The sequence below is a fragment of the Geobacillus sp. Y412MC52 genome (assembly GCF_000174795.2).
Lineage (GTDB): Bacteria > Bacillota > Bacilli > Bacillales > Anoxybacillaceae > Geobacillus > Geobacillus thermoleovorans.
This window is the reverse complement of sequence record NC_014915.1, coordinates 73,542-92,500: the sequence shown is the minus strand read 5'-3', so window position 1 is coordinate 92,500 and position 18,959 is coordinate 73,542. Positions and strand designations below refer to the sequence as shown.

The 18,959-nt window shown below is 53.6% G+C and carries 16 protein-coding genes, 8 tRNA genes and 2 rRNA genes (1 of these 26 only partly in view); all 26 read right to left on the bottom strand.

Annotated elements, in window-relative coordinates:
- Positions 1 to 881 (bottom strand): 16S ribosomal RNA (locus tag GYMC52_RS00510) (it extends 677 nt beyond the left edge of the window).
- Between the two features lie 578 nt (positions 882 to 1,459).
- Positions 1,460 to 1,532: transfer RNA gene (locus GYMC52_RS00505), tRNA-Ala, on the bottom strand.
- 12 nt (positions 1,533 to 1,544) lie between these two features.
- Positions 1,545 to 1,618, bottom strand: a tRNA-Pro gene (locus GYMC52_RS00500).
- A 4-nt stretch (positions 1,619 to 1,622) separates the two neighbouring features.
- A tRNA-Arg gene (locus tag GYMC52_RS00495) sits at positions 1,623 to 1,696 on the bottom strand.
- Between the two features lie 3 nt (positions 1,697 to 1,699).
- A tRNA-Leu gene (locus tag GYMC52_RS00490) sits at positions 1,700 to 1,785 on the bottom strand.
- A 16-nt stretch (positions 1,786 to 1,801) separates the two neighbouring features.
- Positions 1,802 to 1,876 (bottom strand) — tRNA-Gly (locus GYMC52_RS00485).
- An 11-nt stretch (positions 1,877 to 1,887) separates the two neighbouring features.
- Positions 1,888 to 1,972 (bottom strand) — tRNA-Leu (locus tag GYMC52_RS00480).
- A gap of 10 nt (positions 1,973 to 1,982) precedes the next feature.
- Positions 1,983 to 2,058, bottom strand: a tRNA-Lys gene (locus GYMC52_RS00475).
- A 413-nt stretch (positions 2,059 to 2,471) separates the two neighbouring features.
- A tRNA-Val gene (locus GYMC52_RS00470) sits at positions 2,472 to 2,547 on the bottom strand.
- Positions 2,548 to 2,555: 8 nt separating this feature from the next.
- A 5S ribosomal RNA gene (gene rrf / locus GYMC52_RS00465) occupies positions 2,556 to 2,672 on the bottom strand.
- A 220-nt stretch (positions 2,673 to 2,892) separates the two neighbouring features.
- On the bottom strand, positions 2,893 to 4,377 hold the full coding sequence (lysS, locus tag GYMC52_RS00460; protein ID WP_011229589.1) for a lysine--tRNA ligase: 1,485 nt from the start codon (positions 4,375 to 4,377) through the stop codon (positions 2,893 to 2,895).
- 90 nt (positions 4,378 to 4,467) lie between these two features.
- Positions 4,468 to 5,469, bottom strand: coding sequence for a tRNA dihydrouridine synthase DusB (gene dusB / locus GYMC52_RS00455; protein ID WP_011229588.1), 1,002 nt, complete (start codon positions 5,467 to 5,469; stop codon positions 4,468 to 4,470).
- 396 nt (positions 5,470 to 5,865) lie between these two features.
- A complete protein-coding gene (locus GYMC52_RS00450) occupies positions 5,866 to 7,146 on the bottom strand; it encodes an IS110 family transposase (RefSeq protein ID WP_012820465.1) in 1,281 nt (426 codons plus the stop codon).
- A 110-nt stretch (positions 7,147 to 7,256) separates the two neighbouring features.
- The gene (locus GYMC52_RS00445; RefSeq protein ID WP_011229587.1) at positions 7,257 to 7,478 is read right to left on the bottom strand and encodes a helix-turn-helix domain-containing protein; all 222 of its coding nucleotides are present in this window, start codon (positions 7,476 to 7,478) and stop codon (positions 7,257 to 7,259) included.
- On the bottom strand, positions 7,430 to 7,957 hold the full coding sequence (gene folK, locus GYMC52_RS00440) for a 2-amino-4-hydroxy-6-hydroxymethyldihydropteridine diphosphokinase (RefSeq protein ID WP_012820464.1): 528 nt from the start codon (positions 7,955 to 7,957) through the stop codon (positions 7,430 to 7,432). Before folK ends, GYMC52_RS00445 begins: the two co-directional genes overlap by 49 nt.
- Positions 7,958 to 8,347, bottom strand: coding sequence for a dihydroneopterin aldolase (gene folB / locus GYMC52_RS00435; RefSeq protein WP_080997806.1), 390 nt, complete (start codon positions 8,345 to 8,347; stop codon positions 7,958 to 7,960).
- Positions 8,310 to 9,161: a dihydropteroate synthase gene (gene folP, locus GYMC52_RS00430; RefSeq protein ID WP_011229584.1), complete on the bottom strand. Its 852-nt coding sequence runs from the start codon at positions 9,159 to 9,161 to the stop codon at positions 8,310 to 8,312. Before folP ends, folB begins: the two co-directional genes overlap by 38 nt.
- Entirely contained in the window at positions 9,161 to 10,036 is an 876-nt protein-coding gene (gene pabC, locus GYMC52_RS00425) for an aminodeoxychorismate lyase (RefSeq protein ID WP_011229583.1), read from the bottom strand. Before pabC ends, folP begins: the two co-directional genes overlap by 1 nt.
- Positions 10,037 to 10,041: 5 nt before the next feature.
- Entirely contained in the window at positions 10,042 to 10,617 is a 576-nt protein-coding gene (gene pabA / locus GYMC52_RS00420) for an aminodeoxychorismate/anthranilate synthase component II (RefSeq protein ID WP_013143969.1), read from the bottom strand.
- Positions 10,618 to 10,622: 5 nt separating this feature from the next.
- A complete protein-coding gene (pabB, locus tag GYMC52_RS00415; protein ID WP_012820461.1) occupies positions 10,623 to 12,044 on the bottom strand; it encodes an aminodeoxychorismate synthase component I in 1,422 nt (473 codons plus the stop codon).
- 114 nt (positions 12,045 to 12,158) lie between these two features.
- On the bottom strand, positions 12,159 to 13,085 hold the full coding sequence (gene cysK, locus GYMC52_RS00410; protein ID WP_011229580.1) for a cysteine synthase A: 927 nt from the start codon (positions 13,083 to 13,085) through the stop codon (positions 12,159 to 12,161).
- A gap of 86 nt (positions 13,086 to 13,171) precedes the next feature.
- Positions 13,172 to 14,056 carry an Hsp33 family molecular chaperone HslO gene (gene hslO, locus GYMC52_RS00405; RefSeq protein WP_025039044.1) on the bottom strand — a complete coding sequence of 295 codons (885 nt, stop codon included), beginning with the start codon at positions 14,054 to 14,056 and terminating at the stop codon, positions 13,172 to 13,174.
- A gap of 14 nt (positions 14,057 to 14,070) precedes the next feature.
- Positions 14,071 to 14,847: a type III pantothenate kinase gene (locus tag GYMC52_RS00400; protein ID WP_012820460.1), complete on the bottom strand. Its 777-nt coding sequence runs from the start codon at positions 14,845 to 14,847 to the stop codon at positions 14,071 to 14,073.
- A gap of 126 nt (positions 14,848 to 14,973) precedes the next feature.
- On the bottom strand, positions 14,974 to 16,872 hold the full coding sequence (ftsH, locus tag GYMC52_RS00395) for an ATP-dependent zinc metalloprotease FtsH (protein WP_012820459.1): 1,899 nt from the start codon (positions 16,870 to 16,872) through the stop codon (positions 14,974 to 14,976).
- Positions 16,873 to 16,966: 94 nt separating this feature from the next.
- Entirely contained in the window at positions 16,967 to 17,512 is a 546-nt protein-coding gene (gene hpt / locus GYMC52_RS00390; protein WP_012820458.1) for a hypoxanthine phosphoribosyltransferase, read from the bottom strand.
- Positions 17,513 to 17,524: 12 nt separating this feature from the next.
- The gene (gene tilS / locus GYMC52_RS00385) at positions 17,525 to 18,919 is read right to left on the bottom strand and encodes a tRNA lysidine(34) synthetase TilS (protein WP_012820457.1); all 1,395 of its coding nucleotides are present in this window, start codon (positions 18,917 to 18,919) and stop codon (positions 17,525 to 17,527) included.
- Between the last annotated feature and the right edge of the window lie 40 nt (positions 18,920 to 18,959).

Sequence of the window (18,959 nt, the reverse complement as noted above, 5' to 3'; positions counted from 1 at the left end):
TCGCGTTAGCTGCAGCACTAAAGGGTGTGACCCCTCTAACACTTAGCACTCATCGTTTACGGCGTGGACTACCAGGGTATCTAATCCTGTTTGCTCCCCACGCTTTCGCGCCTCAGCGTCAGTTGCAGGCCAGAGAGCCGCCTTCGCCACTGGTGTTCCTCCACATCTCTACGCATTTCACCGCTACACGTGGAATTCCGCTCTCCTCTCCTGCACTCAAGTCCCCCAGTTTCCAATGACCCTCCACGGTTGAGCCGTGGGCTTTCACATCAGACTTAAGGGACCGCCTGCGCGCGCTTTACGCCCAATAATTCCGGACAACGCTCGCCCCCTACGTATTACCGCGGCTGCTGGCACGTAGTTAGCCGGGGCTTCCTCGTGAGGTACCGTCACCGCACCGCCCTCTTCGAACGGCGCTCCTTCGTCCCTCACAACAGAGCTTTACGACCCGAAGGCCTTCTTCGCTCACGCGGCGTCGCTCCGTCAGGCTTTCGCCCATTGCGGAAGATTCCCTACTGCTGCCTCCCGTAGGAGTCTGGGCCGTGTCTCAGTCCCAGTGTGGCCGGTCACCCTCTCAGGCCGGCTACGCATCGTCGCCTTGGTGAGCCGTTACCTCACCAACTAGCTAATGCGCCGCGGGCCCATCCGCAAGTGACAGCCAAAGGCCGCCTTTCAACCAAAGACCATGCGGTCTTCGGTGTTATCCGGTATTAGCTCCGGTTTCCCGGAGTTATCCCGGTCTTGCGGGCAGGTTGCCCACGTGTTACTCACCCGTCCGCCGCTGACCAAACCAGAGCAAGCTCCGATTTGGTCCGCTCGACTTGCATGTATTAGGCACGCCGCCAGCGTTCGTCCTGAGCCAGGATCAAACTCTCCAAAAGAAAGTTGATTGACTTTTGCTTTGGCCAATGCGGCCTCAGCTTTTCGAATTGTCTAGCTTCGGCCGCTATCGGCTTGCGACGCTTCGTGTCCCACTGCGGCGGCGACAGCCTCCTCGCGGGCCACTCAGCGCGTTTCGCCGATAGGCAAGCGGCCTCAGCTTTTCGAATTGTCTAGCTTCGGTCCGCCGCCGCTCGGGGTCAAATAACCTTCCCCCTCGGGGTGCAAGCACCCCTGCGGGTGAAGAACATTTGCCCGTCGCGGCGACCCGCGGACCTCCGCTTTTCGTCGCGCTTCGTTTCGTTCAGTTTTCAAGGAACGAGACCTCTTCTTGAACTTGCTTCGTTGCAGTCTTGCGCCGAGGAACCCAATCCCCCCCCCGAATTCACTAGAAGACACAGGCGCAAAGTTGCTGCATTGAAACAACTTCTCTGCTGGTTTTCGTCGAAGAATCCCGCTTCTCTCCATTCACTTGCAGGACACAAGGTTGCTACTTTAGTTTGCTTCTCTGTAATCCTACCGAGGAACCTCACGTCTTCAAATTCCCTTGCAAGCGGCAGGCACAGACATAAAGCAACAGTGGAGCCTATCGGGATCGAACCGATGACCTCCTGCGTGCAAAGCAGGCGCTCTCCCGGCTGAGCTAAGGCCCCATATATCCGCTATCGGGAAGACAGGATTTGAACCTGCGACCCCATGGTCCCAAACCATGTGCTCTGCCAAACTGAGCTACTTCCCGCCAACGCGCTCGAGAGGATTCGAACCCCTAACCTTCTGATCCGTAGTCAGATGCTCTATCCAATTGAGCTACGAGCGCAAGTGCCGAGGGCCGGACTCGAACCGGCACGGTAGTGACCTACCCCAGGATTTTAAGTCCTGTGCGTCTGCCAATTCCGCCACCCCGGCTAAATGGACAAATAAATGGAGCGGAAGACGGGACTCGAACCCGCGACCCCCACCTTGGCAAGGTGGTGTTCTACCGCTGAACTACTTCCGCTCGAATCAACATGCGGGTGAAGGGACTCGAACCCCCACGCCCGTAAAGGGCACTAGACCCTGAATCTAGCGCGTCTGCCAATTCCGCCACACCCGCAAATCAATTGTGGTGAGCCATGGAGGACTCGAACCTCCGACCCTCTGATTAAAAGTCAGATGCTCTACCTACTGAGCTAATGGCTCATGGTTGGGTATACACTCACAGTGAACGATGTCCCTTCCTCTACTAGCATATTCGAAGATGCAGGATGCGTCGGGACAACTCGAAGCAAATCCGAAGATGCTTTGCTCGTTGCTCTACCTACTGAGCTAATGGCTCATGGTTGGGTATACACTCACAGTGAACGATGTCCCTTCCTCTACTAGCATATTCGAAGATGCAGGATGCGTCGGGACAACTCGAAGCGAACTCGAAGATGTAGCGCTCGTTACTGAGCTAATGGCTCATAGTTTGGAAAACACCCCAAGTAATTATCTAGCTCTACCTGCCCCTTCCTCTGCCAGTCTGTTCAAGGAAGCTAGATGCGTCGAGGCAACTCGAAGTAGATTCAAAGATGTAATACTCGTTACTGAACTAATGGCTCATAAATAGGTGATGGTGGAGGATGACGGGATCGAACCGCCGACCCCTTGCTTGTAAGGCAAGTGCTCTCCCAGCTGAGCTAATCCTCCACGGGATTGCCTAGCGACGACCTACTCTTGCAGGGGCGCTGGCCCCAACTACCATCGGCGCTGGAGGGCTTAACTTCCGTGTTCGGGATGGGAACGGGTGTTTCCCCTCCGCTATCATCACTAGACAATCAACAGACAAGTTATATTATAATTAAATTTATTTATTTGTCAATAGGTCCTTGTTTTTGATTAGTGCTGTCATTTCAACGTGCTATCATAATATAACACGTTGGGAGTGGTTTGTCAACTCGACTTCCTGTGTTTGTTTTTCAACAAAACAACGACGACTATTTTTACATAAATGAAAAGCCCCCTGCTGCTTGTCTTTGCAGGGAGCGATCAAATTTATTTATGACGCATTTGCGGGAAAAGCAACACGTCGCGGATCGACGGCGAGTTCGTCAGCAGCATGACCAGACGGTCGACGCCGATGCCAAGCCCGCCTGTTGGCGGCATGCCGTACTCGAGCGCTTCAAGGAAGTCTTCGTCCATTTCATGTGCTTCATCGTTTCCTTGTTCACGCTCTTTCAGCTGCGCCTCAAAGCGTTGGCGCTGATCGATCGGATCATTCAATTCGGTAAAGGCGTTGGCATGTTCGCGCCCGACGATAAACAGCTCAAATCGGTCGGTAAAACGCGGGTCGTCCGGATTTTTCTTGGCCAACGGTGAAATTTCAACCGGATGGCCATAAATGAACGTCGGCTGAATGAGGTGAGACTCGACTTTTTGTTCAAAAAATTCGTTGACAATATGGCCAAACGTCATATGTGGAGCAACTTCCACTCCATGTTCTTTCGCCAGCTCCCGCGCCTCTTCGTCGCTCATCTGCCGCCAGAAGTCGACGCCGACATATTCCTTGATCGCATCGACCATATGGAGGCGCCGCCACTCGGGCGTTAAGTCGACGACATGCTCGCCGTATTGAATTTTCGTCGTTCCAAGCACTTCAGTGGCAATGTGGGCGATCAAGTTTTCCGTTAGTTCCATGATGTCGCGGAAATCGGCGTACGCCTCGTACAATTCGAGCATCGTAAACTCCGGATTATGGCGGGTGGAAATGCCTTCGTTCCGGAAAACGCGGCCGATTTCATACACTTTTTCCAAACCACCGACGATGAGCCGTTTTAAATGGAGCTCGATGGCGATTCGCATATAAAGGGTCATATCCAATGCGTTATGATGCGTAATGAACGGGCGCGCCGCAGCGCCGCCAGCAACGGCGTGCATCATCGGCGTTTCAACTTCCAAATAGCCACGGCTGTCGAGATACCGCCGCATCGATTGGATGATTAAACTGCGGGTGATGAACGTCTTTTTGCTCTCCGGATTCATAATTAAATCGAGATAACGCTGGCGATAGCGTTGCTCTATGTCTTTCAAACCATGGTATTTTTCCGGCAGCGGACGCAGCGCTTTCGTCAAAAATTCGTACGACGACACTTTGATGGAAAGTTCACCAACTTTTGTTTTAAACATTGTGCCGCGCACGCCGACGATATCGCCAAGGTCAGAGATTTTAAACAGTTCGTACTGCTGTTCGCCAACATCGTCTTGACGGACGTAAATTTGAATCTGCCCGGTGACATCCTGGATATGGGCGAACCCGGCTTTTCCTTTGCCGCGCTTTGTCATGATGCGGCCGGCGACGGCGACTTCAATTTGCTTTTCTTCAAGTTCCTCTTTCGACAAATCGCCGTACAGTTCGAACAGTTCTTGCGCTTTATGAGTGCGCTCGAACCGTTTGCCAAACGGGTCGACACCCAATTCCTCAATTTTTTTCAGCTTTTCCCTGCGGACGCGCAGTTGGTCGTTCAATTCTTCATGACTCATACCTCATTCACTCCATTTAGCGATTTTTTACGAAAAATACTGCCAGCGCTCGCTGGCAGTCCTCCGCTGCATGAACGTCATCTCCGTTGTTTAAACGGCTTCGGCGTTCGCCGCTGCTTGGACTTCCGCTTCCTCCGCCACGCGAAGCAACAATGCGGCCAGTTCGTCCCGCGTTTCACATTCATTGATGGCGTTGCGGATTTTCGCTGCGCCGCGAATGCCTTTTAAATACCAAGCAGCGTGTTTACGCATTTCTTTGACGGCGATATACTCGCCTTTTAAGGCAATTAATCGGTCTAAATGCAGCAGGCAGACATCGATTTTTTCCCTCGGCGTCGGTTCCGGGATGAGCTCTCCAGTTTCTAAATAACGGACAGTGCGATAGATCATCCAAGGGTTTCCAAGCGCCGCCCGTCCGATCATGACGCCGTCGACCCCTGTTTCTTCAAGCATCCGCTTTGCATCTTGAGGCGTTTTGACATCTCCGTTGCCGATAACCGGGATGTTGACGGCTTCTTTCACTTGCTTGATGATGTTCCAGTCCGCTTTTCCTTCATACATTTGCACCCTTGTCCGTCCGTGGACGGCGACGGCCTTCCCGCCGGCGCGCTCAACGGCTTGAGCGTTTTCGACGGCGTAAATGTGCTTTTCATCCCAACCGATCCGCATTTTCACCGTGACCGGTTTTTCAACGGCATCGACGATCGCGGCAACGACATCATAGATTTTATTCGGGTCAAGCAGCCATTTCGCTCCAGCGTCGCAATTCGTAATTTTCGGCACTGGGCAACCCATGTTGATGTCGATGATATCTGCATTCGTATTTTTATCGACAAATTTCGCCGCTTTGACGAGCGTTTCTTTCTCGCCGCCGAAAATTTGCAAGCTGATCGGCTTTTCCCGTTCATCAATATATAACATGTTTAACGTCTTTTCGTTGTTGTATACGATTCCTTTGTCGCTTACCATCTCGGCGCATACAAGCCCGGCGCCGAATTCTTTGACGGTCAGGCGGAACGCGGAGTTGCATACGCCTGCCATCGGAGCGAGCACGACGCGGTTTTTAATTTCGACATCGCCAATGCGAAACATCGCAGATGCCTCCCTCTAGAAATGTTGATTTATCAAGGCTTTTCGGCCCCTCAGGGGTGTCCAAAAAATATTTTTCGACAAAATCCCTTACATCCTTTTTCAGTTTTGTGGATATCTTACAGACCTAGGGTGCGCTTCGCGGCCACGGCTGGGGATATTTTCCTTCCGTGGGGAGAAGCGTATTCGATGCACCCTTTGGATCTCCGCGTCGCTGATGAGGACGAACCCTCCCATGTCTCCGGGCGTCTTCGCGCCAACATTCCCTCGTTCGGTCTCGTCATCAGGCGGAGGCCGGCCAAGCTCCTTTGGGGACTCAAGGTCGAATGGATAAAATCACGCCAGCTTCTCCGGTGTCATCCTGTTGTCCAACGATTCTTCCGTTCGCAGGGGGAGGCCTTAGGCCGCCCGTTGCACCTGGGACAAGACGTCCTGTTTCATTCGCTCCGCGTCAAAGGCTTGTTTCTTCGTACAAATCGCAAACAGCACATTCAACAGCTTCCGGCATAATGCGACGATGGACTGCTTTCCGGTCAGCGGATTGACGGGGCGGGTCGTGTAATAGTCATGCAGCTCGCGAAACGCCTCGTTGTGCCGGATCAGCGGAATCATCGCCCGAAACAGCACCGATCGCAGCCGTTTCCGTCCCCGTTTGGAGATGTGCTTTTGCCCTTTGCGCTGGCCGGAGGAGTTCTCTTTGAGCGTCAGGCCCGCCAACTTCACCAATTGACGCGGGTCCCGATAGTGGGCGAAGCTGCCGATCTCCGCCAGCAGATCGATGATCGTGGCGTCTCCCAACCCGTCGACCGTTTTCAGCCATTGATACTCCATCGTCGTTTGAACCAACGCCTTCAACTCGGCGTCCAACGCGGCGATCTCAGCCTCCAATTGGCGGTATCGGCGGACGAGCGCGGCGATTTCAAACCGGGCCATCGTCGTCCCTTCCGTCACCCCAATCGAGTCCTTCGCGGCGTCGATCAACGCCTGAATTTTGGCCTTCTGCGGGCATTTCAGCCCTTCGCTTTGCCGGTACACCTCGATGAGCTCCTCGGCGGATCGGCTGGCCATATCGGCCGGAAGCGGCGTCCACTCCAGCACCGAAAGCGCCGTTTTCCCCAGGTCGCGAAACACCGTCCAAAACTCTGGAAAGTATCGGTCGGTCCAGCGGACGATCGCGTTTTTCACCGCCGTCTGTTCCTTGCGGAGCTTCTCTTTGAGCGTGCTCCCGACGCGCAAATCGGCTTCGATCTCGTGCAGCAGCCGGGGGACGAGGAATCGTCCGTCTTTCGCCAGTCTGGCGATGACTAGGGCGTCTTTGGCGTCATGTTTCGTCGGCAGGTTGTCATCGAGTTCTTTCGACCGGCACACATGCGCCGGGTTGACCATGACCAACGGGATCCCGTGCTCCTCGAGGAAGTAGGCCAGGTTCAACCAGTAGTGCCCGGTCGGCTCCACCGCGACGATCACCTGCGGCTTTCCGAACGCTTGCATCGCCTCCTGAATCGCTTCATACAGCTGGCGAAAGCCCTCTTTCGACTGGAAGATCGGGAACGATTTGCGAAGCACACGCCCCCGGTCATCCACGAAGCAGGCGTAGTGGGTTCGTTTCGCGATATCGATGCCCACGACAAGCGTTTGTTCGGTGACTTGATTGATTTTCTGATTTTGTGTACAATTCATTTGAAGTCCTCCTTGGTATGGTGAGTGATGTGTTTGACACCCCTGCATCATACCAAGAGGGCTTTTTTTGATCAAGTCCCCGGAAAAGCTCCTAACGGGAATGCTCCTTTCTACTTGTTCGATTCGAGTTTCGGCGGCGCCAGTTCTTCCACCGATATATTCAGCCGTTCGGCGATTTGTCCAACGAGCGAATCGGACGGCATCCGGTTCCCCCGTTCAATTTCACCAAGGATCGATACGGAAATGCCTAGTTCTTTCGCCAGTCTTTCTTGCGTATATCCTTTCAACTTTCGAAAAGCGCGAATACGTCTTCCCCATCTTTCCGCTTCCATACATGAACTCCTTTTTTGTCAGGTAGTCGGCCAATGATGTCGATTAACGGCTCGGAAAGGTTCGGTATTGCCACGTGGGAGTTGACTTCAAACAACGGGATGAGCACGAACGCCCGCTCCGCCATGCGCGGATGCGGGATCGTCAGCTGCTCTGTTTCAATATTTTCATGATTATACAGCAAAATGTCAAGGTCTAACGTCCGTGGTCCCCAGCGAATTTCCCTTTTTCTTCCAAAACGTCGTTCAATTTGCTGGGTCACGTCAAGCAAGGCAAACGGCGACAACGTCGTCGCCACCTCGATCACCATGTTTAAAAACTTGCCTTGGTTGACATAGCCGACCGGATCGGTTTCATAAATCGATGAGCTCGATGTGATCAAAATTTCCTGATGATGATGAAGCGCTTCAATGGCAGAACGCAAATAGAAAACACGATCTCCGAGGTTGGAGCCTAAAGCGAGATATGCGATGTTTTCCATTTAACGACCCCTATCAATTTCGACTGCGACATGTTGATAATGGCCGCGAATCGGCGGATTCGGCTTCGTCACTTTGACAATGCAGCGCTCGACAACAGGAAAGGCAGCGAGCAAGTCGGCGGCGATCGCTTCAGCGACCGCCTCGATCAAGGCGAACGTCCGCTCCTCAACGATCGCCCGGCAGCGCTCGTACACATCGGCGTAGTTGACGGTATACTCAAGACAATCGCTCCGCCCGGCGGGCTGCAAGTCGAGCTCCAACGTCACATCAACCAAAAATCGCTGGCCGAGGATGTTTTCTTCGCGAAACACGCCGTGGTAGCCGTAAAACTCCATGCCTTGCACACAAATTTTATCGATGACCGCTCTCTCCCTTCCCAAGCATAGCATCCATCATTTTGGCCATGCGGGCAATCGGCAATACATCATGGACTCGGACAATGTGCACCCCTTTCATGATGCCGAGACAAACGGTCGCTCCTGTTCCTTCGACCCGCTCCTCGACAGGCACGCCGAGCACATGGCCGATAAATCGTTTGCGCGACGTGCCAAGCAAAAGCGGATAGCCGAGAGCGGCAAATTCATCAAGGCGCCGCATCACCTCCAAGTTATGCTCGACCGTCTTGGCGAAGCCGATCCCTGGATCTAAAATAATGTTCTCATCTTTCACACCCGCCTCTTTGACAATGCGAATGCTTTCTTTCAAATCGGCGATCATGTCGGAAATCAAATCGCGATAGGCCATATCGCGGCGGTTGTGCATTAAAATGATCGGCGCGCCGTACGTGGCGGCGACGCGGGCCATATCAGGGTCCGCCTTGGCTCCCCAAACGTCGTTGATGATGTGCGCCCCGGCCTCCATGGCTTGCCGCGCCACTTCCGCTTTGTACGTGTCAATTGAGATCGGCACACTCACCGCCTTAGCAATCGCTTTTACCGCCGGAATGACGCGGCGCAATTCTTCATCAAGCGGCACTGGATCCGCCCCCGGACGAGTTGATTCACCGCCGATGTCAATGATGTCTGCTCCTTCCGCCACGAGCCGCTTCGCGTGCTTGACCGCGTTTTCCACGTCGTAAAACCGGCCGCCGTCGGAAAACGAATCGGGCGTGACGTTGACAATGCCCATGATCAACGTTTTTTTGTTTAAGTCAAGCTCATGCCCGCGGCATTGAAGCCGAAGAGGGCGCATCGATGTTGTCATCAGTCGTTCATCCTTTCTGCCAATTCGTTCCTCGTCCATAGCCGATGGGTCAAGCGTCGGTAATGGTGCTGCAAGGCCCGGACCACCGGACCATTTTTTCCTTGGTAAACGCAATGGCCAATGCGGCAAAGGGGTACAATTTCCTGCACAGAGTTGGTGATAAATGCTTCATCAGCCTGCAACAAATGGGACAGCGGATATACCCCTTCTTCAACTGGGATGCGCAACTGCTTGAGCAAAGCAATGATGAATTGTCTTGTGATGCCGTTTAATATGCCGACAGCCGGCGCTGGCGTGTAGACGATGCCGTCTTTCACCCAAAAAATATTGGAAACGATCCCCTCCGCTACCGCACCATCTGAATTCAAAAAAATTCCTTCCGCATGAGGTCGATGTCCGAGCTCCCATTTCCCAATCATATTGTTTAAATAATGGTGCGACTTTAGTCGCTCATTGCCTTCCGGGCTGTTTCGCCTTGCCGCGAGCACCACCCCTTCTTTTCCTTCCGGAGGGACGGGCGGCGGAAGCGGCTTCATATAGACGATGACGGTCGGGTTTCGGTAACGTTCGATCGGCAAGCCGAGATCGCCGACCCCGGCCGATACATTGAAGCGCACATAAGCGTCGCGCAAGCCATTGGCCTCGAGCAACTGCTCGATGATCGCCACCGCTTCGGCGCGGCCGAACTGCCTTTCGATGTGAAGCTCAGACAGCCCTTTGTTCAATCGGGCCAAATGATCGTCAAGCAAAAAAGGGTGGCCGCTATACGTGCGGAATGTTTCAAATAAGCCGAGCCCATATAAAAAGCCGTGATCAAACGCTGATAACTGCGCTTCTTCGCGCGGAACGACCGCGCCGTTGATATACACGTACATGACTGTCACGCCTTTTTATACGTGTTGATAAAGTTTTTCAACAGCTGCATCCCATGGCTTGTCATAATCGATTCCGGGTGAAACTGCACGCCTTCCACCGGCAGCGTTTTATGGCGAATCGCCATCACTTCATCCTCTTCCGTCCAAGCCGACACGACGAAACAGTCCGGAAGCGTCTCTTTCTCGACGATAAGGGAATGGTAGCGCGTTGCCGTAAACGGGTTCGGCACGCCGCGGAAAATCGTCTCCCCATCATGGTAGACGGACGATGTTTTCCCGTGCATCAGCCTTGGAGCGCGGACAACGCGGCCGCCGAACGCCTGGGCGATGGCTTGATGCCCGAGGCAGACGCCGAAAATCGGAATTTGGCCGGCAAAGCGATCGATGACTTCCAGGCTGACCCCTGCCTCATTCGGTGTGCATGGACCGGGGGAAATCATAATAAAATCAGGGCGGAGTCGTTCGATTTCAGCCACCGTAATTTCATCATTCCGTTTGACAATCAGCTCTTCTCCCAACACGCCCAAATATTGCACCAAATTGTACGTAAATGAATCGTAGTTATCAATCATGACGATCATCATTCTCACCTCGTGCTCGGAAATAATGCCTCTGCTTCGCTCAGCTCTTTCGCTTTCCAAAGGGCAGCCGCTTTCTTTAAACATTCCTTGTACTCATGCTCTGGGTTGGAATCGATGACGATGCCCGCTCCTGCCTGTACATGCGCCAATCCGTCTTTGACGACCATCGTTCGAATGGCGATGTTTAGCTCCATGTTTCCTTGAAAATCGATCCAACCGATCGAGCCCGTGTACAAGCCGCGGCGGACCGGTTCCAACTCTTCAATAATTTCCATTGTTCGCACTTTCGGAGCGCCGGTGATCGTCCCGCCGGGAAACATGGCGCGAATGACGGAAAACGCATCGTGCTCCGTCGTCATGGTGCCGGATACGTGAGAAACGATATGCATCACATGAGAATACTTTTCGACGGTCATCCATTCGTCAACTCGAACCGTCCCGTATGCACAGACGCGCCCAAGGTCATTCCGTTCAAGATCAACGAGCATGGCGTGCTCGGCCCGCTCCTTTTCACTCGCAAGCAACTTGCGAGCAATTTGTTCATCCTCTGCCGCCGTCCGACCGCGCGAACGTGTGCCGGCAATCGGCCGCGTCTCAAGACGCCATCCCCGCTTGCGGACGAGCAACTCCGGCGAGCCGCTGACGACTTGAAATTCCGGGGTATGCAAATACGCCATGTAAGGGGACGGATTCAGCATCCGCAACTGCTTGTAGACGGCAAATGGATGCGTCACCAGCGGCTGCGACTGACGCACCGATAAGTTGACTTGAAACACATCGCCCGCCGCAATATAGCGTTGCACGCGGCGAACCGCATCCATAAACCTCTCTTTTGTCATTGAAACAGACGGCGCAGCTGTCGAGGCAGCAAGCGGCCAGACCAGCGCTTCATTCCGATCCTCGAGCCACATCCGTGCATGCCGCGCAAGCCGCCGGTTTGCTTCGCTTTCCTCCCCTTCATTCGCGTAGGCAAGCAAATGAAGCTGTTCAGTTTGGTGATCATAAATCGCTACGTCGTCAAAGAGGAAAAAATACATGAGCGGCAGCCGCAAATCATCTTGCGCGAGCACCGGGAGCCGTTCCAGATAGCGAACCGCATCATAGCTAATGAAACCGATCAGCCCGCCTTGGCAAGGCAACGACTCCCCCTCATCCGGCACGGCGAAACACCGAAGCCATTGCCGGAGCCCTTCGAGCGGCGAGCCATCCAGCACCGTTTCAACCCCGCGCTGCTTGATGATGAGCCGCCGCTCGTCAGCGCGGATCACTCCGATCGGGTCAAGGCCGATAATGCTGTACCTTCCCCCTTGGCCGCTCTCAAGCAACACATGATGAGGCCGGCTATAGGCCAGCTGTTCGTACTGGCGGAACCAATCCCGTCCGCGATAATCGATAGTTCGTTTCAGTCGCCTGCGCCGCTGTTCCATCCTCGTCAGCTCCTTACGATGTCCATAGTTACTTTTATTGTACAATGATTGTCCGTCTGGGTCACCATCCTCGTAAAAAAATTCGACAGGGTTGCCCCTGCCGAAAAAGTCTGCTTAGTCTTCAAATTGGTAAAGAGGCGTGCTCAAATAACGTTCGCCGTTGCTCGGGATGATGGCGAGCACTTTTTTCCCTTTGCCGAGCTCTTTCGCCACTTTCAATGCCGCATGAATCGCAGCGCCGGACGAAATGCCGCCGAGAATGCCTTCCTCGCGAGCCGCGCGGCGGGCCGCCGCAAACGCTTCTTCCGTCGTTACCGTAATAACCCCATCGTAAATGCTCGTATCCAAAATATCTGGAACAAAGCCAGCGCCGATCCCTTGGATTTTGTGCGGGCCCGGTTTTCCTCCCGACAAGACCGGGGAATCGGCCGGTTCAACGGCGTAAATTTTAATGTTTGGGTAAGCTTCGCGCAACACTTTGCCTGCTCCGGTGATCGTTCCGCCCGTGCCAACGCCGGCAACAAACGCATCAAGCTGGTCGCCCATTTGCTCCACGATCTCTTTCCCGGTCGTCAAGCGATGGATTTCCGGGTTCGCCTCGTTTTTAAATTGCTGCGGCATAAAGTAGCCGTGCTCGCGGACGAGCTCTTCCGCCTTTGCGATTGCTCCGCGCATCCCTTGTGCACCCGGTGTGAGCACAAGCTCGGCTCCATACGCCCGCAGCAGGTTGCGGCGCTCCAAGCTCATCGTATCCGGCATGACCAATACAGCCTTATATCCTTTCGCCGCCGCGACCATCGCCAATCCGATCCCAGTGTTGCCGCTTGTCGGCTCAACGATCGTGTCGCCCGGCTTCAGCTTGCCCGCTTTTTCCGCCGCTTCAATCATCGCCAACGCAATCCGGTCTTTGACGCTGCTGCCCGGGTTCATAAATTCCAGTTTCAAATACACATCCGCGCTGTCTTCATCAACGATGCGGTTCAGTTTCACGGCCGGCGTATCGCCGATCAATTCGGTTATCGAGTTGACTGTGCGTGCCATTGTTCCACCTCTAATCCCCATTAATTTTATCGACTTTGTCTCCAATGTATCAACTATTGGCGTAATTGTCAATCATTTTACTGTTTTCATTCTTTTTTTGCGAGTTGTTTCAACTGTTCCAGCTCCGCTTTGTCGAAATGGTACGTTTCATTGCAAAAATGGCACGAAGCTTCCGCCTGCCCTTCTTTGTCGATGATGTCTTGGATTTCCTCGGGCCCTAGGCTGATAAGGGCATCAGCGATCCGCTCGCGCGAACAGCGGCAGACGAATGACACCGGCATCGTCTCGAGCACACGGACGCCTCCATCTCCCAACAGTTGTTCGAGCAGCTGTTCCGGGCTGAGCCCTCTTTCGATCATGCGCGACACGGGCGGAATTTGTTTCAGCCGCTCTTCAATGCGAGTGATCGTGTTCTCCTCCGTCCCGGGCATCAACTGGATAATAAATCCTCCGGCGGCTCGGATGGTATGGTCGGGATTGACGAGCACCCCGACGCCAACCGATGACGGAATTTGTTCGGACGAAGCAAAATAATACGTAAAATCATCGCCAAGCTCCCCGGAGATAAGCGGCACTTGTCCGGTGAAAAAGTCGCGCAGCCCAAGATCCTTCACAACCGTCAACATCCCATTTTTGCCGACCGCCCGTGCCACATCAAGTTTCCCGTGCTCGTTCAGCTCAAAATGCACATGCGGATTCGTTACATAGCCACGCACTTCCCCTCTGGCGTTGCTGTCGACCAAAATGACGCCGATCGGGCCGCCGCCGTCAATTTTAATCGTCAACGTTTCCTCGCCTTTCAGCATCGCTCCCATCATAACACCGGCGGTCAACGCTCGACCAAGGGCCGCTGAGGCGGTCGGCCATGTTTGGTGGCGGCGTTGCGCCTCGGCGACAGTTTCCGTCGTTCTTGCGGCATACGCTCTCACTTGTCCATTGTAAGCGAGTGCTTTGACTAAGTAGTCTCCCATCTTCATCAAGCCTTTCATCCTTTTTTCTCGGTGTTTTTCTCGTACAACAATTTTAAGCCAGTCAGCGTCAAAAACGGATCAACGACATCGATGATGTCCGATTCGCTGGCAATGAGCGGAGCCAAACCGCCAGTAGCAATCACCTTCGGCGGGATTTTGCTTTTCGCCTTCATTCGCGACACGATGCCTTCCACTTGTCCGACATAACCGTATAAAATACCGGCTTGCATGGCGCTGACCGTATTTTTGCCGATGATATCATCCGGGCGGGCGATTTCAATGCGCGGCAATTTCGCCGCCCGCGCAAACAGAGCCTCTGTCGAGATCATAATTCCCGGGGCAATGGCCCCTCCCATATATTGTTTATGTTCATTAATATAACAATACGTCGTCGCCGTGCCAAAATCGACGATAATCAGCGGACTGCCGTACAAATGGATGCCGGCGACCGCGTTGACAATTCGGTCGGCGCCCACCTCACGCGGATTGTCATATTTGATGTCGAGCCCGGTTTTAATGCCCGGACCGACGATGAGCGGTTTGATATGGAAATATTTTAGACACATGCGTTCAAGAGCAAACATAATCGGCGGCACGACCGAGGAAATGATGATGCCTCGAATGTCGGAAAACTGCAAGCCGACATGGTTCAAGAGCGCTTTGATCACCATGCCGTATTCGTCTTCCGTTTTCGAGCGGCTTGTTTCAATGCGCCAATGATGTTTCAGTTCGTCCCCGTCATACACCCCTAACACCGTGTTTGTATTGCCGACGTCCAATACAAAAATCATCGCTTCATTCCTCGCTTTTCCTCGATAAATTCCCATTCTTTATCATATCATACTTACGGGAAAAAAACTGTCCTTCTTTCCCTGGGCCGCCGGCAAAAAAAAGATGCCTCCGAACAGAGACATCGATTACTCCTCTTTCTTTTGGATGTTGATTTTCACATCGCCGTCGCTTTTGCCGGCCTCCTCGCGCCCGTTCCGGTCTTTGGGCAGCGTGCCATGTTCGAACAAATGTTTAATTTGCTCCGCATCGAGCGTCTCGACTTCTAACAGCGTGTTGGCGATCAAATCCAATTTGTCCCGATGTTGGGTCAAAATTTGTTTCGCTTTTTCATAGCACTCTTTAATGATGCGCTGAATCTCTAAGTCAATTTCATAGGCGATTTTGTCGCTGTAGTTTTGCTCGTTGTGTAAGTCACGTCCTAAAAACACTTGCCCGCTCGGTTGGCCGAATTGAAGCGGACCAAGCTTTTCGCTCATGCCAAACTCCGTCACCATCCGGCGCGCGATGTTTGTCGCCCGCTGAAAATCGTTATGGGCCCCTGTACTCACTTCATTGAACACGATTTCCTCGGCAACGCGCCCGCCGAGCAGTCCGGTGATTTTATCCATCAGTTCGGCTTTCGTCATAAAGTAGCGGTCTTCTTTCGGCAGCATGACCGCATAGCCTCCGGCTTGGCCGCGCGGCACAATCGTCACTTTATGCACCATTTCCGCATCGGCGAGCACCATGCCGATGACCGTATGCCCAGCTTCGTGAAACGCGACGATGCGCCGTTCTTTTTCCGAAATGACGCGGCTTTTTTTCGCCGGTCCGGCAATCACCCGGTCCGTCGCCTCGTCGATGTCGCTCATATCAATTTTCTTTTTGTTGCGGCGCGCTGCAACGAGCGCCGCCTCATTCAGCAAGTTTTCCAAGTCGGCGCCGGAAAATCCAGGCGTCCGCATCGCGATCGTCTTCAAGTCAACCGATTCATCGAGCGGCTTGTTGCGGGCATGCACGCGCAGCACCGCTTCGCGCCCTTTGACGTCCGGGCGGTCGACGGTAATCTGCCGGTCGAAGCGACCCGGGCGCAACAGCGCCGGGTCTAAAATGTCCGGCCGGTTGGTGGCCGCGATAATAATGATCCCTTCGTTGCCGTTAAAGCCGTCCATTTCGACAAGCAGTTGGTTGAGCGTCTGCTCACGCTCGTCATGGCCGCCGCCAAGGCCGGCGCCGCGCTGGCGGCCGACGGCGTCGATCTCATCAATGAAGATGATGCACGGGGCATTTTTTTTCGCCGTCTCAAACAAGTCGCGCACCCGCGATGCCCCGACCCCGACGAACATTTCCACAAAATCCGACCCGCTGATCGAGAAAAACGGCACGCCCGCTTCTCCGGCAACCGCGCGCGCCAACAGCGTTTTCCCGGTTCCGGGCGGCCCAACGAGCAATACCCCTTTCGGAATGCGGGCGCCAAGTTCCGCAAACTTGCGCGGATCTTTTAAAAACTCGACGATTTCCACCAGCTCTTCCTTTTCCTCATCTGCCCCAGCCACATCGCGGAAGCGGACTTTCCGCTTGTCATCCGTATACAGCCGCGCCCGGCTTTTGCCGAAATTCATCACCCGGCTGCCGCCGCCCTGTGCCTGGTTCAAAAGGAAGAAGAACAAAATAAAAATAATAACAAATGGGATGATGGAAGTGAAAAACGTCACCCATCCGCTCGTTTCGTCCGCTGGCACGACTTCCACCCGCGTCCGCGCCGCCGCCGCATCGATGCGGTCAAGCACTTTGTCACTGTTCATGACGTAGGTGGAAAAGTACTGCCCTTCGCTATATGTTTTCAACTGGCCTTTGATTTCATATACGCCGCGCTCCGGCTTAATGGAAAACGACTTGACATCCCCGTTTTCCAGATGAGTGATGAACGCATCGTACGTCATCGGCTCCGTTCGCTGGTTCGTGCCGTTAAAAAAGCTGACGACGCCGATCACGACGAGGAAAATCAGCAAATAAAAGATGGTATTGCGGAAAATCCGGTTCATTTCTTGCCTCCTCCCATATGAAACACACTATACTCAATACTATCATAGAAATTTGTTTCAATACAAACAATTCGGCCGTCGCCCAGCAACCGTTCTACTTTTGGTACACTTCCGGCTTTAAGACGCCGATAAACGGGAGGTTGCGGTATTTTTCCGCGTAATCGAGCCCATAGCCGACGACGAATTCATCCGGGACGGTAAATCCGGTGTAATCGGCTTGAATGTCCGCCTTCCGTCCAGACGGCTTGTCAAGAAGCGTGACGATTTTGATCGAATTCGCCTTCCGGTAGCGAAACAAGTCGACCAAATAGCTGAGCGTCAGCCCGCTGTCAATAATATCCTCAATGATCAAAATATCCCGTCCTTCGACGGATGTGTTCAAGTCTTTGACGATTTTCACTTCGCCGGATGAAACGGTCGCATTGCCATAGCTTGATACGTCCATAAAATCCATTTCTAAATATGTATCAATATGTTTGAGCAAGTCGGCCATAAACGGCATCGCCCCTTTGAGAACGCCGACAGCGAGCGGAAAACGGCCTTCATATTCTTTCGTTAACAAACCGCCGAGTTCTTTGACTTTTGCCTGAATTTCCTCTTCAGTGATCAACACTTTTTGAATATCGTCTTTCATCCCCATCTTTTTTTCCTCCTAGCTGTTCATCGCCTGATATTGCAGCAAAATATAGCGAGCTTGCCCACGGTTTTGCGCTTCGAAAGCCGATTTTTTCAAGCCAGGCACCCAAAGGATGCGACCGTCGGCATCTTCGACAATCGGCCAGCGATCCCTTTCCATCCGCGGAATTTTTGCTTCAATGAAAATTTCTTTCAATTTTTTCGTGCCTCCCGTCCCCTTGAGCACCATCCGGTCGCCGCGCCGACGCGTCCGCACGCGAAGCGGCAAGGAGACGGAAGCAGGATCCACGACGAACCAATCATTCCCGGCCTGCTTTCTTGGATAGTGTTCCCCAAATTCACTGATGATTGCATAGCCGTTTGGGAGGGGCAATAGCGCCGGAACCGGCAGTTCAAACCAATAACCTTTCTCGCCGCTTTCTGCGTCAAAAGTAAACAAACAGCGGTCGTACGAGCGAATCACTTTGAGCCCTTTTGGCAAATCGATCATTCCGGAAGGGCGGCCGCGCTCACAAAGCATCAGTATATGGCCGATATGTACGGAAGTCAATGTCGGCGGAACGCCGTCATAAAGACGGAGAAGCAACAGCTGCAGCACCCGGCGCTGCAGCGGTCGCGGCAGCGCCAAAAATGGTCCGATGGAAAGCGCCGCATCGCGATGTTGTTTTTCCATTACTTTATTCAGCGCGTCCGCGGCTAATTCCTCCAAAAATTGCTCATCTTCCGCCATCATTTCGCTGTATTGCTGAAACCGCTCGTGCAGGCGCGGATTTTCCTGCCGCAGCAACGGGACAATATGATGGCGGAACCGGTTGCGCGTATAATCGTCTTTTTCATTGCTCGGATCGCGGCGTGGAGACAGCCCCATCTGCCGGCAATACGCTTCAATCTCCGCCCGGCTGACAGCCAAAAACGGACGGATGAGATAGCCGCCGTGAAACGGCCGTTTGACGGGGATACCAGCGTATCCTTTGCTTGTGCTGCCGCGCACAAGCCGCATTAAAATCGTCTCGACTTGATCGTCGCCATGATGGCCTACGGCGACGTACCCCGCTTGATGCTTTTCCATCAGTTCGGCAAAAAAGCGGTAGCGGCAGATCCGCGCCGCCTCTTGGGCGCCGAGACCTGCGCTGCGCTGAAAGGCCGGGACGTCGATTTGCGCAGTCTCACATAAAATACGGCGCTCCACGCAAAAACGTTTCACAAACTCCATCTCTTCTTCTGACTCCCGCCCACGAAACATATGGTCAACATGGGCCGCTATGACCTGAAGCTTCCATTCGTCGCGCAGCGACAAAAAAACGTGCAGCAACGCAAGCGAATCCGGACCTCCGGAGACGCCAACGATGACGGCCGCTCCTTCTGAAAGCAGTTGATGCCTGTGGATAAAGGCGCGCACTTTGTCGATCATCCGAGCCAACCTCTTTGCGTTTCTTTCAGCTTCATCGTAA

Bases quoted from the DNA above. Each gene is read 5' to 3' on its own strand.
- folP (WP_011229584.1), bottom strand. From the start codon at position 9,161: ATGACAACATCGATGCGCCCTCTTCGGCTTCAATGCCGCGGGCATGAG.
- folB (WP_080997806.1), bottom strand. From the start codon at position 8,347: ATGCTATGCTTGGGAAGGGAGAGAGCGGTCATCGATAAAATTTGTGTG.
- pabB (WP_012820461.1), bottom strand. From the start codon at position 12,044: ATGGAACAGCGGCGCAGGCGACTGAAACGAACTATCGATTATCGCGGA.
- GYMC52_RS00400 (WP_012820460.1), bottom strand. From the start codon at position 14,847: ATGATTTTTGTATTGGACGTCGGCAATACAAACACGGTGTTAGGGGTG.
- GYMC52_RS00445 (WP_011229587.1), bottom strand. From the start codon at position 7,478: ATGGAAGCGGAAAGATGGGGAAGACGTATTCGCGCTTTTCGAAAGTTG.
- tilS (WP_012820457.1), bottom strand. From the start codon at position 18,919: ATGATCGACAAAGTGCGCGCCTTTATCCACAGGCATCAACTGCTTTCA.
- lysS (WP_011229589.1), bottom strand. From the start codon at position 4,377: ATGAGTCATGAAGAATTGAACGACCAACTGCGCGTCCGCAGGGAAAAG.
- pabA (WP_013143969.1), bottom strand. From the start codon at position 10,617: ATGATCGTCATGATTGATAACTACGATTCATTTACGTACAATTTGGTG.
- folK (WP_012820464.1), bottom strand. From the start codon at position 7,957: ATGGAAAACATCGCATATCTCGCTTTAGGCTCCAACCTCGGAGATCGT.
- cysK (WP_011229580.1), bottom strand. From the start codon at position 13,085: ATGGCACGCACAGTCAACTCGATAACCGAATTGATCGGCGATACGCCG.
- hpt (WP_012820458.1), bottom strand. From the start codon at position 17,512: ATGGGGATGAAAGACGATATTCAAAAAGTGTTGATCACTGAAGAGGAA.
- hslO (WP_025039044.1), bottom strand. From the start codon at position 14,056: ATGGGAGACTACTTAGTCAAAGCACTCGCTTACAATGGACAAGTGAGA.
- dusB (WP_011229588.1), bottom strand. From the start codon at position 5,469: ATGTTTCGCATTGGCGATGTCGAAATTAAAAACCGCGTCGTGCTCGCT.
- pabC (WP_011229583.1), bottom strand. From the start codon at position 10,036: ATGTACGTGTATATCAACGGCGCGGTCGTTCCGCGCGAAGAAGCGCAG.
- ftsH (WP_012820459.1), bottom strand. From the start codon at position 16,872: ATGAACCGGATTTTCCGCAATACCATCTTTTATTTGCTGATTTTCCTC.
- GYMC52_RS00450 (WP_012820465.1), bottom strand. From the start codon at position 7,146: ATGAATTGTACACAAAATCAGAAAATCAATCAAGTCACCGAACAAACG.